The organism is Alteromonas sp. 1_MG-2023, from assembly GCF_030547075.1.
Lineage (GTDB): Bacteria > Pseudomonadota > Gammaproteobacteria > Enterobacterales > Alteromonadaceae > Alteromonas.
Genome location: NZ_JAUOQH010000003.1, coordinates 248081 through 266913, shown reverse-complemented (window position 1 = coordinate 266913; position 18833 = coordinate 248081). Strand labels below are relative to the sequence as shown.

The 18833-nt window shown below is 41.5% G+C and carries 16 protein-coding genes; 10 read left to right on the top strand and 6 right to left on the bottom strand.

Annotated elements, in window-relative coordinates:
• The first annotated feature begins 97 nt into the window (after positions 1–97).
• The 5 genes from ylqF to Q4561_RS04810 all read left to right on the top strand — a co-directional run bounded on the left by ylqF (position 98) and on the right by Q4561_RS04810 (position 4800).
• A complete protein-coding gene (gene ylqF, locus Q4561_RS04830; RefSeq protein ID WP_303457994.1) occupies positions 98–1102 on the top strand; it encodes a ribosome biogenesis GTPase YlqF in 1005 nt (334 codons plus the stop codon).
• Positions 1103–1256: 154 nt separating this feature from the next.
• A complete protein-coding gene (locus tag Q4561_RS04825; RefSeq protein WP_303457992.1) occupies positions 1257–2489 on the top strand; it encodes a hypothetical protein in 1233 nt (410 codons plus the stop codon).
• Entirely contained in the window at positions 2489–3292 is an 804-nt protein-coding gene (locus Q4561_RS04820) for a transglutaminase family protein (protein WP_303457990.1), read from the top strand. The genes Q4561_RS04825 and Q4561_RS04820 overlap by 1 nt, the downstream gene beginning before the upstream one ends.
• 174 nt (positions 3293–3466) lie before the next feature.
• Positions 3467–4003, top strand: coding sequence for a DUF2780 domain-containing protein (locus Q4561_RS04815; protein ID WP_303457988.1), 537 nt, complete (start codon positions 3467–3469; stop codon positions 4001–4003).
• 308 nt (positions 4004–4311) lie between these two features.
• The gene (locus tag Q4561_RS04810; protein ID WP_303457987.1) at positions 4312–4800 is read left to right on the top strand and encodes a WbuC family cupin fold metalloprotein; all 489 of its coding nucleotides are present in this window, start codon (positions 4312–4314) and stop codon (positions 4798–4800) included.
• Between the two features lie 236 nt (positions 4801–5036).
• On the opposite strand, the gene Q4561_RS04805 is transcribed toward Q4561_RS04810, so the two are convergent.
• Positions 5037–5492, bottom strand: a complete 456-nt coding sequence (locus Q4561_RS04805; protein ID WP_303457985.1) for a hypothetical protein — start codon at positions 5490–5492, stop codon at positions 5037–5039.
• A gap of 503 nt (positions 5493–5995) precedes the next feature.
• Between Q4561_RS04805 and Q4561_RS04800 the strand changes: the two genes are divergently transcribed.
• Complete coding sequence (locus Q4561_RS04800) at positions 5996–6217, top strand: DNA-binding protein (protein ID WP_303457983.1); 222 nt, start codon at positions 5996–5998, stop codon at positions 6215–6217.
• A gap of 4 nt (positions 6218–6221) precedes the next feature.
• Here the strand turns inward: Q4561_RS04800 and Q4561_RS04795 are convergent, their stop codons facing one another.
• Positions 6222–7499, bottom strand: a complete 1278-nt coding sequence (locus Q4561_RS04795; protein ID WP_303457981.1) for a pectin acetylesterase-family hydrolase — start codon at positions 7497–7499, stop codon at positions 6222–6224.
• 198 nt (positions 7500–7697) lie between these two features.
• On the opposite strand from Q4561_RS04795, the gene upp reads away from it, so the two are divergent.
• Together upp and Q4561_RS04785 are read left to right on the top strand one after the other, a co-directional pair.
• Positions 7698–8327 carry a uracil phosphoribosyltransferase gene (gene upp, locus Q4561_RS04790; protein ID WP_303457979.1) on the top strand — a complete coding sequence of 210 codons (630 nt, stop codon included), beginning with the start codon at positions 7698–7700 and terminating at the stop codon, positions 8325–8327.
• Positions 8328–8569: 242 nt separating this feature from the next.
• The gene (locus tag Q4561_RS04785; protein WP_303457977.1) at positions 8570–9601 is read left to right on the top strand and encodes a LacI family DNA-binding transcriptional regulator; all 1032 of its coding nucleotides are present in this window, start codon (positions 8570–8572) and stop codon (positions 9599–9601) included.
• Between the two features lie 19 nt (positions 9602–9620).
• Here Q4561_RS04785 and Q4561_RS04780 read toward each other — a convergent pair whose 3' ends face one another.
• The 4 genes from Q4561_RS04780 to Q4561_RS04765 all read right to left on the bottom strand — a co-directional run bounded on the left by Q4561_RS04780 (position 9621) and on the right by Q4561_RS04765 (position 15477).
• A complete protein-coding gene (locus Q4561_RS04780) occupies positions 9621–10115 on the bottom strand; it encodes a hypothetical protein (protein ID WP_303457975.1) in 495 nt (164 codons plus the stop codon).
• Between the two features lie 77 nt (positions 10116–10192).
• Entirely contained in the window at positions 10193–10783 is a 591-nt protein-coding gene (locus tag Q4561_RS04775) for a thymidine kinase (RefSeq protein ID WP_303457974.1), read from the bottom strand.
• Between the two features lie 5 nt (positions 10784–10788).
• Complete coding sequence (locus Q4561_RS04770) at positions 10789–12822, bottom strand: bifunctional diguanylate cyclase/phosphodiesterase (RefSeq protein ID WP_303457973.1); 2034 nt, start codon at positions 12820–12822, stop codon at positions 10789–10791.
• A gap of 405 nt (positions 12823–13227) precedes the next feature.
• A complete protein-coding gene (locus Q4561_RS04765) occupies positions 13228–15477 on the bottom strand; it encodes an acyl-CoA dehydrogenase (RefSeq protein ID WP_303457972.1) in 2250 nt (749 codons plus the stop codon).
• Between the two features lie 263 nt (positions 15478–15740).
• On the opposite strand from Q4561_RS04765, the gene Q4561_RS04760 reads away from it, so the two are divergent.
• Entirely contained in the window at positions 15741–18050 is a 2310-nt protein-coding gene (locus Q4561_RS04760) for an RND family transporter (protein ID WP_303457970.1), read from the top strand.
• Positions 18037–18831 (top strand): outer membrane lipoprotein-sorting protein, encoded by a 795-nt coding sequence (locus Q4561_RS04755; protein WP_303457969.1) that lies wholly within the window; start codon positions 18037–18039, stop codon positions 18829–18831. Before Q4561_RS04760 ends, Q4561_RS04755 begins: the two co-directional genes overlap by 14 nt.
• Positions 18832–18833: the final 2 nt, after the last annotated feature.

Sequence of the window (18833 nt, the reverse complement as noted above, 5' to 3'; positions counted from 1 at the left end):
TAATGCGACATAGCGATATAAGCGCGGTACTAGCGTAGTATTTACGCGGTATTTACGTGGTATTACGGTTGCATCACACCCAAAAAGGATAATAACAGTGGCCTTACAATGGTTTCCTGGGCACATGCACAAAGCCCTTAAAGAGATTAAGGAATCGCTTAGTCAGGTAGATGTACTGATTGAAGTACTTGATGCCCGCATCCCGTTTTCAAGCGAAAACCCAGAGATTGCAAAATTACGAGGCGATAAGCCGTGCATAAAAATTCTCAATAAATACGACTTGGCCGACCCCGAGATAACGGCGCAGTGGCAAGCATACTTGGAATCTGAGCGTGGGGTGAAAACCCTGACTACCTCTAGCGACAACCCCGCTAGCAGCAAACAAGTCATGGGGCTGATTAAAACTATTTGTGCACACAAAGATGTGCAGCATAAAGCGATTAAAGCCATGATCACGGGAATTCCGAACGTAGGGAAGTCTACCCTAATAAACATTCTGGCCGACCGTATTATCGCTAAAACCGGTAATGAACCAGCGGTTACTAAAAGCCAGCAACGTATTAATTTAGGTGATGGCATTGTGCTTTTCGATACCCCAGGGGTGTTATGGCCAAAGCTGGAAAATCCCAATTCTATATATCGTTTAGCGTCTTCAGGGGCGGTGAAGAACACCGCAATGGAATATGACGATGTAGGGTTTTACGCTGCCGATTATTTAATTAAAGCGTATCCTGAAGTGCTAAAAACGAATTACAAATTAGAAGACATTCCCGACACTGAAATTGAATTTTTAGAAGCTGCAGCGAAAAAACGTGGTGCCATCATGACTGGCGGCCGGGTCAATCTGCATAAAATTTGTGAAGTGTTATTGAACGAGTTGCAGTCGGGTAAGTTAGGCAGAATAACTTTAGAAACCCCAGAGATGATTGAAGTAGAAAAGCGTGAAATAGCAGAAGCCGCCGCTAAGAAAGCGGCAGATACTGCCAAACGCAAACAACGCTTTAAAGACGGTTCACTCACGCCAGATAAACAAGCTAGAAAAGAAAAGCGAAACGAGAAACGTGAAGCACAAAGTAAAAGAATGAAAAAAAATACGAAGTAGCGTTTTGAGAAAAAGAGTATAGAAAAACGCGCATAAACCACGTATTGTTAATTAATTGTGTAATGATTTTCGTTATAAAAAGATTTGTTATTTAGCAGCAGTTAATCATCAAATTAAATATTAGGTATTAAAAGTAATCAAGGAAAGACTATTCATGAAGTTAGGCAGTATTGTTACCTCTTTATCACTCTCAAGTTTGTTGGCGTTTAACGCAAGTGCCGTTGAATTAGTCAATCTTAACGACTTTCCAGACTGGTTCAAAGAGGCAATGGCTCGAGATTCCAAGGTAACTAACTCTTCGCCTATTGAAATAGAAGAATTTCAGGTAAATAGCTCGGTATTAGGGCAGGCTACTTTACAAGAAGCTGGTGAAGGTACCTGGTATTACACCATCGATATTGGTACAGATGCGCCAGTAGAGTGCTACGCATTTAGTGAATTTGACGGCCCTGCCAATTCCTTATATTCCATTGCAGAATACAGCTTAACGGGTGTGGAAGCATTAAATGAAAAAACGCTTTCTGGGCAATTCAATTATGCCATGGATGTGGGGGTGGTAGACGCGACGCCTTATCTTTCACTCGATACCCTTTACACGGTAGGTGAGAACGATGAAAAAGTATCAGGTCTTTTAAAAGGCCTGTCTGCTGAAACTGATAATAGTCTGCAAGTATGTATTCATAACGAAATGGGTTATCAAGGCGCTTTTGTTGCTGTATTTAAGTCGTTCGTACGTGCATTCACTGCGGCGCAACCGACTCCTGAATTTTACCGTTCTACCTATCAAGTATTAATTAACGATATTCCTATGGGTTTCACCCGTGAAAAATACATAAAAGATAGTGAAGGTGATGTTCAAATTGAAGTTGGGACCGCTTTTATGATCCCCGTAGATGAAACATCAATTGCGCGTTCAGATTCGGTCTCTATTTCTTGGAGCAGCCCAGATGGCTCTTTAATCAATGGAAGTGAATACACTATTGAAAATAGCACTATGGCATCTAGCTTCGATATTAGTTACGTCGAAGATGCGTGGCAGGTCAAAGGTGAACTTCAGGGGAAACCTGTGGAAGTGGAACTGGCCCACAAAGACTGGTTAATATCCAGTTACGGCAGCTATTTAGAATCGGTTAATTTACTTAACTCGGAAAGTGATTCCGGCGCGTTTTACATGTGGACAGCAGATGCCGATCCTACCGCTGCCATTGAGATTGTCATTAGTGAGGTTGCCGATAACCCCAATGGCAACCTTAAAATAGACATGGGCCCATTGGTAATGACGGTGTTGTCTGATAAAAAGGGCATCATTAGCAAAGGTATTATGCAACAAGGTGGACTTAAAATGGATATTGAGTTGATGCACTCTAACGGAAATCCGACATTATAATGCGGTTTTTATCCCGTTTTTTTGTTGGCTTAAGCCTTACTATTGCTAGTGCGTTTACTTTAACAGTAAATGCGCAGTCTGTGCCATCAATGGCTGAAATTGGTATCGAGCTTGCTAAAGGGCAGGCTTTGCCACTTTCAAAGCAAATCAATTTTGAGTTGGTGTCGTCAAACGCAATCAAGCTTGCTGCCAATTTAGCAAATTGGCAAGGTGTCACTGCAGAGCAGGTCGGTGATAATCGCTTGTCAATTACCCTATCTCCAATGCCTCGATTTACTAAGCCGGTAATTGAGAGGCATAGTGCAGATAGTTTTGTAATAGATTTAAGTGAAGCTAGTACGAAAGCGTTTGTTGCTAGCTATCAGCAGGAGTACGCGCAAGCCCCCTTTGCGTTAGAAAACCTAAAGGCTTTTGTTGACGGGTACATTACCTACCCAAGCTACATTCACGGCTTTAATATTGCTTCGGTTGTTGCCAGTCAGCGTAGTGGCGATTGTACCGAATATGCGGTTCTTACTGCTGCTCTAGCCCGATCTTTGGGTATGTCAGCTAAAGTGATAATTGGTACTGTGATTGTTGAGCAAGACGACAATGTAAATGCGTTCGGGCATGCTTGGACTGAAATTTGGCATAATGACCAATGGCACATTGTCGATTCAGCCCTTTACCGCTTAGAAGCTACACAGCATTTTTACCTACCCGGTTCAGAACTAGACAATGAAGGTCCAGGCTACGGGATGGGGCTAATTAACGCTTTAGTATTCATGCCCGAGCAACTTCATTCACTTCGTAGTATGCCGTAAACTAGCTAGCTATCTTCTGATAATGAGTCGGCCCTGTACCAGTAAGTACTAGGGCGTGGCTTTATCCTTTTGCCTAATTGTGAAAATTACAAATACCCATAAAATTGTGGCTCTTGAAATTACTAAGGATGGATAGTCGGCAGTGCTAATTGCACGAGACTCTCACTAAAAATAATGATGAAAAAAATTTACGCGCTTGTTTTAGTATCAGGACTTGTTGTTGCTCCACAAAGCCATGCTGAAGGATGGTTAGATTCTTTAAAAGGCTTATTCGGTATGACCGAAGAAGTTGAAGCTGTCCCCAATATTTCTGATATGACCCGTTCAGTCAGCGACGCGGTAGGCATTACTGAATCTCAAGCTACAGGTAGCTTAGCGTCTATCTTCAACTATGCAAAAGATAACATTTCAGCTAGCCAGTACGATGAGCTAAGCAGTTCGTTGCCAGGGCTTGAGTCTCTTTTAGGTTCAGTTCCAGATATCAGCAATGTAACTTCTGAAGGTGGTTTAAGCAGCATTCTTGATAAAGCCGCAAGTTATAGCGATAGCTTTAAATCAGTCAGTGAATTGAACAAGCAATTTGAGGCGCTAGGCTTAGAGCCAGAACAAATCATGCAAATTGTGAATAGTGCAAAAGCTTACCTCGATACCGAGGAAGGTGAAGAAATTAAAGCATTATTGGTAGAGGGTTTAGGCAAGTTTGGTGGCTAATTCGTCTACATAACTACTTTAGTTTTATGTAGTCTGTTTTATGTAGCCTTGAAGTGGCACTGAGTATTAAGCTAAACCTTAATGAATCAGTGTTGTACGTAAATGAAAGGCGAGCTATATGCTCGTCTTTTTGCTTTTTAAACACCTGAAATGCTAACGTACAATCTACGGCAAGATATAAACACGCCAGATTACTAAAACGCCACTAGCTTTTGGAAATAACTCCTCGATAAGGTTTTCGCATTTATCTACCAGCGCAGGCCTAAGCAATTAAAAAAGCTCACTGAGGAGAAAACAAGGAGAGTGTCATGCTTAACGATATCCAGCTTTTCAATCACGAGCAGCGCGAAGCACTGAAAGAAAGTGCGAAAGCAAGCCCAAGACGAAGAGCGAACCATAACGTTCATAAAAGTTATGAAGATTTAGTTCAACGGCTTTTCATTGCCATGGAGCCAGACTCTTATGTTCGTCCGCATCGGCATACCCAACAGCATAAATGGGAGTTTTTTATGGCTGTGGAAGGGAGTATCGATTTACTATTTTTTGACGACAATGCCGTGTTAATTAAGCGTGTAACCTTAAGTGCGGGTGGTGATTGTGTAGGGGTAGAGGTCCCGCCTAACGTATGGCATGCCACGGTTTGCTTTGAACCAGTGGTATTTATGGAAGTTAAACAAGGGCCCTACGAAGTGATGGACGACAAGGGGTTTGCAAGTTGGGCGCCTGAAGAGGGCGATGTAGCGGTTACGCCCTTTTTAGATAAACTAAAGGGTGCTGAAGTAGGTGCGCAGTTTTAGCTTTTATTGTGATTAGCAGAGGCATTTGTAGCTTGGCAGAGGCGTTTGTATTAAACGCCTCTTTCAAGTTCTCGCGAACCACACACTCTTTGTCTAAACACATCCTTTGTCTAAACATATCCTTTGTCTAAACACACTCTAATCCAGATACTTTGTCACTTCATGAAAAGTGAAAGCGTTACTCTTACAGCAAGATATCTATAAGGTGCTCAGCAATGAATTTGATGGAATATCAATTAATAAGGGTTAGCGAATTTGATTTTATCTTCGTCTGACGCTGACTCTTGGCATTCGCCGAGTAGATGATAGCGGCCTTCAGTTTCATGAGTATCAATTTCGATATAGCCGTTACGGCAATATTGCGTTTCGAATAACTTTTCACTTAACGTGTCGTAAAAGGCTTCCATTCGTTCAGCATCACGATCGTTACCGCCTTTCGCTTCACCTCCAGCGTTTTGGCCGCCATTTCGACCGCCGCGGCCACCACCTTCACCACCTCGAGAAGGGCGTTGACCTCTGCCATCTTCACGATCGCTTTTGCTCGGCATACCAATGCTAAAGGCAAATAATTTAGTACCATCGGGATTAATTTTGGTTTCAAAGAATACTTCGCCTTGGTCTCGATGGTCTGGTTTTCCGGCGCAGCCTGCTAAAACGGAAGTAGCAACTAAAAAGGGAACTAGTAATTTCATAATTATAATTTTTGAGGTAGCTAAAGTTAACCTTAAGAGTGATTTTAGACCCTAAAGTTGCCAAGTAAAATGTAAGTTTCTAGTAAAGGAAAATGGAGGTGTCATCCCTTCGATATTCAAAAATGCCTCATGTGAAAGGGGCGGGAAGAGTGCGGGAGGGGAATGATAGTCTACTATGATTACGGTTAATTCACCTATATACAGACTGTTTTAATAGAAAGATTCCAAAATGGAAAGTTGTTGTGATTGCGCTTAATAATGGTATGGTAAAGGATAAGTGAGCAGCGCAAGTGCGCATTTCAACCACGAAAGAGAATTCATCATGCAAAACGTTACTTTTAATTACTTTTACAATTATACCCAATAATAGCGCCTGACGCTGAGTGTTCAGGGGCAAGTATTCGCTTCTGGGCATAGCATAAAAGTAAGAACGTTTTGCAAAAGCCCAGAAAGGTTAAACTATCTGGGTTTTTTTATGCCCAAAATATATCGGCGGCAAAACAATGAGAGAATTAACGTTAGGTGAAATTAGAAAGCAGCACAGAGTAAAACAAGAAGTCGTGGCCATGGCGCTTTGCGTTACCGCTTCTGGCGTAAGTAAACTTGAGTCGAAACGCATTCAAGATGTACCTCTGCATAGAGCATCCGCTTACCTAGCAGCAGTTGGGGGTAGTATTAAAATTGAAATGACGTTACCTGACGGAGAAACTATCTCCGTCAGGTAAGAGACTAGTGATAATAAGCTACGCTATTTTCACGAAAACGTCTTTGAGTGGCGAAATCGTATAGCCAACCTTTGAACTCAACGCCTCTAGCACTTTCTTCGTTGTAGAAAGGGCTAGGGCTGGATACTGGGAACGCATTCTGTTCGCAAAAGTCTGTCATAATTGTATGGCACGTGCCTTCGCCAACATAGAATTGATAATTCCATGTAAACGCAGATAACAGATGAACAGACGAGTTCATAATGATTTGCCAAGGAATGATATAATTATAATCAGTCTCACCTAAACCCCACGTGATAGGGTTTAAGTTTCCATTGTCAATCTGATCAGTAATCTTTAAGAATTGCATCTGGATAATGTCAGTACCAGTTGTATATTGGGCAAACCGGTTCCAAGGATATTGATAGGCGAGTCTTATGAATACTTGTTTGTTCAAAGAGTGAGCACTAAAGCGGCCTATAAGGGAACGAAAGTTCCGTGCCAGTGTGTTTTCGATTCCCCAATTGCCATTATAATCTAACAACTGATCGACAAAGCCACTCGAAACAATACCCATTGCCCCATCAGATAACAGGTTAATTTTTTTGTTCGTAATTTCTTGAAAATGAGGAAAATTAAACGTCGCCCCATAACCTCCTGCACTACTTCCACTCATTAGGATATGTTTAGGGTCAAGGTCATTGGATAGTTTCTGCTTCAGCCATTCTCTCACAGCCATTGCATTATCGTATCCTCTATGTTGAAACGTAACTGGAGCTCCAGGGTAACCAGTAACTAATCCGGTTGTATCGGTGTAGGATGTTTCTTTAGAGCCGAGGTGCAGATCGCCAGTACAGTAAGGGATGAAAACTTTCGACCAGGTTTTAAAAGGGTTGTCATCGCTATCGCTAAAAATACCACCTGCCACTTCTGGATCATTCTCGTCATACATAGAAGGGTTGTAAGTTGGATTTGAGAGTGCATCATCGTCAAAGGCTAGTGCCAAAGATGCTAGACAAGTGGCATCATTCCAACAAGCGCCGCCTCCGTTGAAGTAAATAAGCAAGTTGTCGCTTTCACCTTGCTCGAAGAAAAAGGCAAAATCATTTGGTAGGGTGCCATAGGGGGTATCAATCGTTTGCAACGCGCAAGATGGTGAGACGGTTTCTTGCTCTCCGTTTTCATGTGTTATCGTAACGGTATCTTCAGGTTGAATCCTTTCCCAGTTAGATGCCAGACTTAAGTTGGGGACTAACCATAAAAAAACAAATAAGGCGCAAGTTAATTTATAACTTGATTGCATGGTACAACTCCTTTTGACCATTTGCATGATCTTAGTGGTGCTTTAGTGAACTATCATTTAAATTTTAGTCTATCTGTAACAGATGTCTAATACAAAGTTGTCGCGAGTATTAATTAATTTTTGTTCAAAACCGAGGTTAATTTTGCCTAAACGCATTGAGCGGTTAAACTGAATAAAACAGATACTTAAGGAAGTAAAATGGCCGTCCATGAAATCACTCACCCTTTGATTGCACACAAATTAGGGTTAATGCGCTATGCCAAAATTAGTAGTAAAGACTTTCGAGAGTTGGCATCAGAAGTTGGCAACTTACTCACTTACGAGGCCACTCGTACACTACCCACAGAAAGGGCGGTGATAAAAAGCTGGTCTGGTGATGATGTTGAAGTTAAGCAAATCAAAGGCAAAAAAATTACGGTAGTACCCATACTTCGTGCTGGATTAGGCATGCTAGAGGGCGTATTAGAACTTATTCCTAATGCAAAAATTAGTGTGGTTGGCCTTTATCGCGACGAAGATACACTTCAGCCAGTGGCTTACTTTGATAAAGTGGTAAAAAATATTGATGAGCGTACGGCATTAATTGTCGACCCTATGTTAGCTACGGGCGGTACGTTAATTGCCACAATTGACTTACTGAAGCAAAAGGGCTGCAAAAAAATCATGGGGCTTTTCTTGGTGGCAGCACCTGAAGGTATTAAAGCCGTAGTTGATGCCCACCCAGATGTAGAAATTTTCACTGCAGCGATAGATAAAAGGCTAGACGAGAAGGGCTACATATTACCGGGCTTAGGTGATGCTGGTGATAAAATATTTGGGACACGGTAAAAGCTCGAGCAACATGGTCAGACTAGGTCCACTCACCTTTTTGCTTATATCAGTTCGAAAATTACTCAAACCTAGGTATATGATAATAGGTGTGAATTAATCGTTTAAGTGGTGATATAGTTAAGGTTATCTTTATTGTAAATCGCAGGTAATTAGCGATTTTTATATAAGTTTATCGTGAAATAGCACGTATTTTCTTATTGAAGTCGCAATAACTACCGCATGGAACAGTACAAATAATAATGACTAAAACAAAACTGACACTTAAAGATGTAGCTTTACAGTTAGGTGTATCTACCGCCACTATTTCAAATGCATTTAATAGACCCGATCAATTATCTAAAGCTCGCCGAGAGCAAATACTCGACGAATGCCAGCGTATTGGCTACACCGGGCCTAACAAAGCAGCGCAAATTTTACGTAAAGGACGCTCTAATATTGTCGCCTTAATTTTGGCTGATAGTATTCCCTATACAGTGAGTGATCCCGTCGCAAGCACTTTCATAAAAGGGGTTTCGAGCGTATTGCAGCAGCAAGGTAAGCATCTCCTACTTTACGCTGGCGACTCTCAAAGCATTCTTGATGTAGTAGATTTCGTTGATGGGTTCATTTGTTATGGCGCACCGCGAAACTATAAATTAGCTGAAGAGCTAGCTAAACAAAATAAACCTGCCATTACAGTGGATTTTGACATTGACGGGCTACCTTCCGTTAATATTGATAATCAAAATGCTGCCTACCAAATTGCTAAAAAAGCGATTAGTCCCGGTGAGCATGTGGCTATTTTAGGGTTACGCTTGATTGAATCGCCGAGTACATGCCGTATCTACGACAGTCCTCTAATTGAAATACAAACGTCTATCTCTCGACGTCGGTTAGATGGCTATATGAAGGCTATCGAAGAGAGTGGGGCGTCAATTACCAACGATTGGATTTGGCATATACCAGAAAGTGATAGGAATTTTGCCAAGCAAGCTGCCAAAGAAGTATTAAGCAGCAACCCTCGACCAAATACCGTATTGTGCATGAGTGATATTATTGCTCTTGAGTTGTTGCAATCAGCGCTTTCAATGGGCATTAAAGTGCCTGAAGAACTTAAGATAACCGGGTTTGATGGTATTGAAGAAGCTGATAGAACACGCCCCAATTTAACCACCGTATGTCAGTCTAGTGCGCTTAAAGGGGAGATGGCTGCAGAAGCTCTACTCAGCGAGTCGCTTAAAAGTACAGTGCTACCATTCGATTTAAAACTGGGTGAAACAGTCACTTCTTAATAGGCGATTTTTTAAGTGGCTAGTTTTTATAAAACATAGAGGTGATTTTCGCTACCCGTTTTAAACTATCTATATCATCTTGGGTCCACGAACTTGGGCTGTGTGTTTTCTCACAGCAAATGATACCGATAGGATTAAAATGGTGGTGAAAGGTGAAGTCCAGTAACGAGTATATGTCGTTGGGCTTAAAATAACTCTCGTTAAAACATTGAGTCGCAGGATGGTTTCGCGCATCTGAGGCAACTAATAAGTTCTGTTTCAGAATATCCTCGAAGTAATCGGGAATATCGTCTTTCAATAAAGATAAATCATCGATAGCCAGATTTTGACCATCTTGATTTAACGAAAGGCACCGAATTCGGGTTTTATTTTCTTCGAACCGCCATAAGCTTATTCGGTTTGCAGAAGGGATGCCTAGCCTTAGGCAGGATGTTATCGCAGATAGCTTATCTTGCTCATCTATCGAGGGCTTAGATAGCGCAATGACGAGTGTTGTATATCGGTCTATATCCAAGGCGACACTCTTTGAAATAACTTACTTATATTAGCTTGAGTATATACTAACTATCAAAGAGTGGCGTTGAAGAAACATTAAATTTTGTTTTTATCCCACACTAACTCTTTAAAGTGTTTTCTACACATAGACTCGTATCTGTCATTGCCACCAATTTGTACTTGAGCGCCGTCGGTAACAGCATTGCCTTCTTCATCTAGTCTTACCACGAAGTTAGCTTTTCTACCGCAATGGCAAACCGTTTTCAGTTCGAACAACTTATCAGCCCAAGCAAGAAGATAGTGGCTGCCTTCAAAAGTGCCCCCTAAAAAGTCTGTACGTAATCCATAGGCCAACACAGGGATATCTAGTTCGTCTACCACTTCTATTAATTGGCGAACTTGCACTTGCGTCAGGAACTGGGCTTCATCAATGAAAATGCAGTCTAAGCGCTTGTCTTCATTATCTTGTTTAATTGCTTCATACAAGTCGTCATCATTGCTATAAAGCTTTGCATCCGCCTGTAGGCCAATTCTAGAGGTTACTTTCCCTACACCATAGCGATCGTCAAATGCTGCGGTGTAAATAAGAGAATGCATGCCTCTCTCGCGATAGTTATAAGCTGATTGTAAAAGAGAAGTAGATTTCCCTGCGTTCATCGCAGAGTAATAAAAATAAAGTTGAGCCATGAATGTTAGTTGTTTTCGTTATACCAGGTTTTAAGGTCGCTCAATGGCATTGGTTTAGCGTAAAGAAAGCCTTGAATAAAATCCACGCCTAAGGTTTTAACGTGGTTCATTTGATCTAAGGTTTCAATGCCCTCAGCAATGGTCTTGCAATCAAACTCTTTTGCGATGAGCATGGTTGCGCGCATAATAGTATCACTACCTTCATTAGTATTCTGTACAAATGAGCGATCAATTTTTATTACGTCACAAGGCATAGACTGCAACCGGCTTAAAGAGGAATACCCTGTACCAAAGTCGTCGATTGAAATTTTAACCCCTCGCTGTTTTATATTATGTATTTGCAGCGCTACGGCTTCGATATTATTGGCAAAAACACTTTCTGTTATTTCTAGGTAGAGTAGGGCTGGTTCTATATTGGTGGACGCTAGCACCTTATCTAGAGAATTGATAAAGCGCTCGCCTAATAACTGGCTAATAGAAACGTTTACCGATAATGCTATTTTTTCGTCAAATGGCCATTCAGTTGCATCTATACAGGCTCTGTTCAATACCCAAGAGCCTATGTCAGGCATTAATCCTGTACGTTCAGCGAGAGGGATGAAGTGTGCGGGAGACACTAACTGCCCATCGCAGTGCCAGCGCAGCAATGCTTCTACTGATGTTATCTTCTGAGTATTGGCACAAACTACTGGTTGGTAGTACACAGAAAACTCATTTTTTTCTTTGGCGTAGCGTAACTGCTCACATAGATGTTGCTCATGCTTAATTTTTTCATGCAAAGTCTCGCTGAAAACGCCGATGGTACCCCGTTGTTTGCGCTTTTGGTCATACATGGTCAAATCAGCTTGTTGAATTAGCGTCATAGTATCGTTGCCATGCTCTGGGTATATTGCTATCCCAATTGTGGCATCTAGGGTGATTTGATTGTCTAACGCAATAATGGGCTCGGTAACACCGCTACGCATCGCATGGGCAACAGCAACAGCAGTATGTACCGTTGCATAAGGCGTAACGGCAACGAATTCATCGCCTCCCCACCTAGCGAGGTGGTCTTTTTCACAATAGCGCGCTAATCGGTTGGCAATTTCCGCCAGCACAATGTCGCCGATTTTATGGCCAAGGCTATCATTTACCTGCTTAAAACCATCTAAATCGATAAACAATACGGCAAGGTTATTATCGAGAGCTCTGGTGGTTTCAATAAGGGTATTTAACTGTTTGAACAATCCATTTCGATTAAGTAGGTTGGTGAGAGGATCTCGGTTTGACAACCTAAATATATCTGCGGTACGTTTTTCAACTTCATCTTCTAGGTTGGCATTAGCATCATCTAATTGTTCGTTTGATTTACGCAGCATGGCATTAATTTTTGCTGTTTCTTTCTTATCGCTTCGCATCTGCTCTATAAGATGATTATTCTTATCTCTCAGTGACACAGTATCAAAGAAGAACCTATGGTAACGAAGTGAGCTAGAGAGTATTCCCATCCAAAACACCATGCCTAACACACCAAGGACAAAAAAGTTTTCATCGTCGTGAAAGAGGGCACATACAGACATGGGTACAAGTAAAGATGTAGTGTATATGCTTACTAGTGTTTTACTCGGCGCTAATACAGAAGCTGCGCCCCCCGCCATTGCCCCAAGTACTACCATGGTGGTTGCCAGTTCAACGGCACTCATACTACTGTGGAGTAATACCGAATAAAGGGCCCATATAACTGATATTAAATACACGCCCACTGCGAACCGAAACTTTACCGCTTTTACTGAATACCCGGTGCCTTTTAATTGAAAATGCCAATAAAGCCCATCAGCCAAGCGAGCAAGAGTAACGATAATCATTGCCGCCCATAAAATCATTTTCGTGCTTTGGTCGTTGTCAGTGTTAAAGCCAAACGTTAGACCAGAAAAGGCAACAAATGTCATTACCAAGCCGGTAAACATATTGCCGTTGAGCATATCCACCATATCGCGCTGCATCTGCGGCGTAATAGTAAGGGGAGAGTTCAAACCTTTATGTGCACTAAAACTTTTCACAATTACATTACGTTCCAAACTTATAGGGGCGTTTCACTCTATCTTTCGAGATATTTATTATTCAACTAAATTAACAATAGCATGCAATATTGCTTCTGCTGTTTAAAATTTACACGGTAATTTTATTTAAACTATGTTCATTGGGAGGAAATAGTTATGTATGCAAAGAGGTCGTAGATAGTTGAGGGGATAAGTAGCTCAGATTTAGATAGATACAGCGTTGATGACAAAAGGAAAACTCCCACCTTTGAAGTTAACGACAAGGTGCTACGTATTACAAATGAACGTTGCTTCATGAATAAGCAGCAATGGAAGGTATGTAATTTGTGGATATTAAACTTTAAACAAAAAAGCTCCGGCCTAAGGCCAGAGCTTTCAATTACGAACGGGCTGTTTAGTTAAACATTAAGCCGCGTTTTTTCCGCCATCAATTGCGCGTAACGTCTCAGTTGCAGGCAATAATTCCATGTCAAAAGTGTACTCATCAACACGAACAGCCAGTTGGCGTTTTTCATTGTAATCATGCAATTTAGCCGCTTCTTCAGCATTAATAACGCCTTTCTCTTGAAGCTTGTTCAATGCATGTTCAAACGAGATAAACGGCACTACAGGCTCTTTGCGAAGCGCTTTTTGTACTTTGCTTAGCAAGTGCGCCACCGCATGTTTCGCTTTAAATGCTTGTTCGTTAATGTCGTTACCATCACCTGGGCTAACGCGAACTAAGTGAGTAAGCTGCGCTTTCACACTATTGTCTTGCATAGATGCCATAGACAATTCACGTACTAAGTCATCGCTGATACCTGCAACACTGTTTGAGTAAGTGTTGGTCAGTAAGCGCATTAGGCCGCGAGTCGGTGTGTTCGGAAAATTGTTGATGAAGTTCACAATTGCCTGATCAGCTTGTTGTAAAGACCACTGCATAGCGTACTCGAAATACGGTAGTGCAAGTTTACGGTCTTCAATGCGCTGCTCGTAGAAACGAATCGCAGCCATTGCACCATAAAGGTAGCTCATCACATCACCAAGACGTGCTGAAAGTAATTCTGCCTTCTTAAGGTCACCGCCAAGTACTGCCAGTGATAAGTCAGCAAGTGGCGCTAATTTAGCTGAAATGCTGTTTACACGCTTTTCGTACTTACGTACTTCAGGCAATGCAGACTCAGCACCACGTAGGAAAGGTAGGTAACCTTTACCAAAACTGCGGAATGCATTCTTAACACTAAAGCCAACCGTTTTACGTAACACTTTGTTGAATTCTTTATCAGCAGAACTTTCGTTGCTGTGAATAAGGTCAACCATGTCTTTCAAGTAAGGGTGACAACGCATTGCACCTTGACCGAAAATCATTAGGTTACGAGTAAGAATGTTTGCACCTTCAACCGTAATGGCAATAGGAAGTGCTGCATATCCACCGGCAAGAGTATTTTGCGGGCCGCGCTGAATCGCTTTACCTGCTTGAATATCCATAGCCGAGTTCATTACATCACGACCAAGTTCGGTCATGTGATATTTAGCAATAGCGGTAACAACCGATGGTTTAACACCTAAGCCTAAGCCTTCAGTGGTAAGTACTCGCATGGCTTCAAGTAAGAAAGTCTTACCCGCGATGTCTGCCATCTTCTCTTGAATACCTTCGAAGCGACCAATAGGTACACCGAACTGCTCGCGTACAAATGAATACTCAACCGTACCTTTGAATGCAGATTGTGCTGTTGCAACGCCCATTGCTGGAAGTGAAATACCACGACCTGCACCAAGACACGCTACTAGCATCTGCCAACCGCGACCAATATTTTTCTGGCCACCAATGATAAATTCCATAGGAATAAATACATCTTGTCCACGAGTTGTACCGTTATAGAAACGTACACCCATTGGATCGTGACGGTTACCAAGCTCTACACCAGGGTGAGACTTAGGCAATAAGGCACAGGTAATACCTAGCTCTAGTTTGTCACCAAGCAATTGCTCAGGGTCGAATACTTTAAATGCTAAACCAAGCACGGTAGCAATTGGTGCAAGCGTTATGTAACGCTTGTCCCAACTGATACGTAGGCCAAGCACTTCTTCGCCGTTGTACTCGCCTTTAGTCACGATGGCGGCGTCAGGAATAGCACCGGCATCTGAACCCGCTTCTGGGCTAGTAAGGGCGAAACATGGAATATCACGGCCATCTGAAAGGCGTGGTAACCAGTAATCTTGTTGCGCAGTAGTACCATAGTGCATAAGTAACTCACCTGGGCCTAACGAGTTAGGAACCATAACGGTTACAGCGATTGCACCAGATTTTGCTGCGATAGTGGCAACAATCGTTGAGTTAGCGTAAGGGCTAAACTCAAGGCCGCCAAATTTCTTAGGGATGATCATCGAGAAAAAGCGATTTTTACCTAAGAAGTCTAAAACGTCTTGGGGAATGTGGTCGCCGTTGTTTAATTCGAAATCATCAATCATACCCAGTAGTTCATTTACTGGACCGTCCATAAAGGCTTGCTCTTCGCCGCTCAATTTAGCTTGAGGGATATCACGAAGTGCCTGCATATCAGGTTTACCCTGATAAATAGAAGATTCAATCCAAACGTCACCCGCGTCTAACGCTTCCTGCTCTGTTACAGAAATTGGTGGTAACACTTTTTTAAGGCTAGTTCTAATACTCATATTTGACTCATCCGCTCATCTGACCAGTTGTATGGTGTTAATACTACATCAGTTTCAGAAAAGATCAAAAAAATCGCTCGAAATTAAATTTTCAAACGTAAAAGTGAGGGAAATTAGGGGATTACAAATGTTTGTTTAAACTGGAATTAGAAGAGCGTAGGGGAAAGCGAAGTTGTAATACTAATTATTATGCTAACTGAGTTATGTATATTAACAATTTGCAGGTAAACTTTCGCTATTAGAGCGAGTTACAGGAAGTTGTAATGCAAAGTACGTCATCGAACACGTCAAGGTGGTTAGCATCACCTAAGTTAACAATATGTGTTGTCATTGTTGCGATGTTAGTGGCACTAGTCGGTGCGAAAAACTTATATTTTCGAGGAGACTACAAAGTATTCTTTGAGCCTGATAATCCCCAAAAATTAGCCTTAGAGGAAATGCAAAACATATTCAATAAGAGTGAGAATATGGCATTCATGTTGGTGCCAGAAGATGGTAATGCTCTAAAATCATCCACGTTATCTCTTACGGTTGATTTAACAGACGCAGCTTGGCAGCTTCCTTTTTCTACTCGTGTAGAGTCAATTTCTAACTTCCAAAATACTTATGCAGAAGACGACGATCTTATCGTAGAGGATCTAATTACTTACGATTCACTTACTCAGGGAGATATCTCTCAACTAAAAACAGTTTTGAATAACACTCCTGAATTAATGGGGAGGTTAATTTCTAAAAACTACGATGTCTCGATAGTAAACGTTACAGTGCAATTACCTGATGGCGATCAGACTAAAGAAGTGATGGAGTTGGTAGCGGCTGCTAATGTAGTAAAAGAGCAGTTATTAGTACAGTACCCTGATCATGAAATATATCTGACCGGCGTGGCTGTTATGAACGACGCCTTCGCGGTCGCAGCTAAACAAGATGCAAGTACCTTAATCCCACTTATGTTTATACTTATTATTGTGATGGTAGGCATTATTCTTAGGTCGCTAATTGCGGCTATTGTTACTCTTTTGGTGGTTATTTTTTCTGTAGGGATAACAATAGGGCTTGCAGGCTGGCTAGGCATGTTTTTGAGTGCAGCTACCGTAAACGTGCCCACAATGATAACTACTTTAGCGGTAGCCGACTGTATCCACATTATTGTTGGCGTTAGGTATTTCCTTGGCAAAGGGTTCACTAATGCAAACGCGATTAGCGAAAGTTTAAGAAACAATACCAAACCTATTATCATTACTAGTGTTACTACGGCTATTGGCTTCTTAATGCTTAATTTTTCTGCAGTTCCTGTTTTGGCTGATTTAGGCAACATGACAGCATTCGGGGTTCTACTCGCATGCGCCCTATCGCTTATATTTTTACCAGCTATGCTATTAGTTAAGCCACTAAAAGTGAAAGCAGATGGTAATAGTAAAATCTTCGAGCGACTAGGAAATAAGGTGACATCTAATTATCGAGCGCTTTTACCTATTTGTGCCTTAGTCATTGTCAGTGTCAGTGTATTTTCAGTCAACAACGAGCTAAATGATGTCGCAGTTAAATATTTTGATGATAGAAGTACATTTAGGCAAGCGGTAGAAATTAACGAAGAGAAATTGGGCGGGATGTCCAATATAGACTTTGTCATCTACTCAGATACACCTTACGGTGCCACTGAGCCCAACTTTTTGGCCCGAGTTGAATTGCTCACTAAATGGCTGCGCGAGAAAGAAGAAGTTCATCATGTTTTGTCTTTTGCCGATACATTAAAACGCCTGAACAAAAATATGCATGGCGATGACGATAGTTACTATCGCTTACCTGAAGATGGGGATTTAGCTTCCCAGTATGTTCTGCTATATGAAATGTCTTTGCCTTTTGGACTAGACTTAAGCAATCAATTAGATATTGATAAGTCGGCGATGCGAATTATCGCAGTTGTAGATAATTTAGGGAGTAAGGATTTAACTGCGATAGAATCAGAAGCTAGAAGCTTTTTTGAGAGCCTTGATAGTAAAAATAGGCTCGAAGTTGCCAGTCCTCCCTTAATGTTTGCGCATATTGGCGAGCGAAATATGGAAAGCATGGTGATGGGGTCTCTTTATGCACTAATGCTTATTTCTGTTTTGATCTTGTTCGCTCTACGTTCGTGGCGACTTGGACTGGTTAGTTTGTTTACTAATCTACTACCCGCCGCTATCGGGTTTGGTGTGTGGGGACTTATATCAGGACAAATTAATATGGCGTTATCGGTTGTACTGAGCATGACAATGGGAATTATTGTTGATGATACCGTACACTTTTTGACTAAATACAATGCCGCTAGGCTGGACAAGAAATCGGTTAAAGACAGTGTGATTTACGCGTTTAATACGGTAGGGAAAGCACTTACTACTACTACGGTAGTGCTGATAGTTGGATTTGCTGTTCTTGCCTCATCAAGCTTTATGTTAAATGCACATATGGGCGTTTTGACCATTATTATTATTGTTGCGGCATTAGCTGTAGACCTTATTTTCCTACCCGCGTTATTAATGTGGTTGGATAAAGATGAAACACCGTTATCGGAGAAAAATAGTGAAATACATTAGCCTTGTACTATTAGCATCATTCATATCTATTATAGCGTTCAAAGGCATTGCTGCCGAGAATGAAGCCAGCTTGAAAGGATTAGAAATAGCGAAGGAGCGAAAAGCGAGAGATCGTGGCTGGAATAACTCAGAATCCGAAGTTCTAATGGTACTTCGTAACGCACAAGGTCAAAAAGCAAACCGAAAATTAACAGTGAAATCTATGGAACTGGCAAATGACGGTGATAAATCTCTAACGGTATTTCAATCCCCTCGAGATGTTAAAGGCACTGCATTTTTAAGCTTCTCACATGTTTTCGACGCTGACGAACAGTGGATATATCTTCCTGCTTTGAAGCGGGTAAAACGTATCGCATCAAAAAATAAAAGCGGGCCTTTCGTAGGCAGTGAGTTTGCATTTGAAGATATGACGTCGTTTGAAGTAGAGAAGTTCTCTTACAAATATGTAGGTGACGACACAGTTAATGGTGAAGCTTGTTTTGTATTGGAGCAGACTCCACAATACGACTTTTCAGGTTATACGTTACAAAAAGTGTGGATTGATAAATCACACTACCGTGTATATAAAACTGAATTTTATGACAGGAAAGGAGCGTTGCTGAAGGTACTTGAGTTAAAAGATTATAAACTTTACAAAGATAAATATTGGCGTCCATCTCGCAGTGATATGAGAAACGTACAAACCCGAAAATCTACAGCCTTAATAACCGAAAACATGGTATTTGATACCGATTTGTCTGAGTCAGATTTCAACAAAAATAGTTTAAAAAGAGCCCGCTAATT

Bases quoted from the DNA above. Each gene is read 5' to 3' on its own strand.
- Q4561_RS04825 (WP_303457992.1), top strand. From the start codon at position 1,257: ATGAAGTTAGGCAGTATTGTTACCTCTTTATCACTCTCAAGTTTGTTG.
- Q4561_RS04820 (WP_303457990.1), top strand. From the start codon at position 2,489: ATGCGGTTTTTATCCCGTTTTTTTGTTGGCTTAAGCCTTACTATTGCT.
- Q4561_RS04815 (WP_303457988.1), top strand. From the start codon at position 3,467: ATGATGAAAAAAATTTACGCGCTTGTTTTAGTATCAGGACTTGTTGTT.
- Q4561_RS04810 (WP_303457987.1), top strand. From the start codon at position 4,312: ATGCTTAACGATATCCAGCTTTTCAATCACGAGCAGCGCGAAGCACTG.
- Q4561_RS04805 (WP_303457985.1), bottom strand. From the start codon at position 5,492: ATGAAATTACTAGTTCCCTTTTTAGTTGCTACTTCCGTTTTAGCAGGC.
- Q4561_RS04800 (WP_303457983.1), top strand. From the start codon at position 5,996: ATGAGAGAATTAACGTTAGGTGAAATTAGAAAGCAGCACAGAGTAAAA.
- Q4561_RS04795 (WP_303457981.1), bottom strand. From the start codon at position 7,499: ATGCAATCAAGTTATAAATTAACTTGCGCCTTATTTGTTTTTTTATGG.
- upp (WP_303457979.1), top strand. From the start codon at position 7,698: ATGGCCGTCCATGAAATCACTCACCCTTTGATTGCACACAAATTAGGG.
- Q4561_RS04785 (WP_303457977.1), top strand. From the start codon at position 8,570: ATGACTAAAACAAAACTGACACTTAAAGATGTAGCTTTACAGTTAGGT.
- Q4561_RS04775 (WP_303457974.1), bottom strand. From the start codon at position 10,783: ATGGCTCAACTTTATTTTTATTACTCTGCGATGAACGCAGGGAAATCT.
- Q4561_RS04765 (WP_303457972.1), bottom strand. From the start codon at position 15,477: ATGAGTATTAGAACTAGCCTTAAAAAAGTGTTACCACCAATTTCTGTA.
- Q4561_RS04760 (WP_303457970.1), top strand. From the start codon at position 15,741: ATGCAAAGTACGTCATCGAACACGTCAAGGTGGTTAGCATCACCTAAG.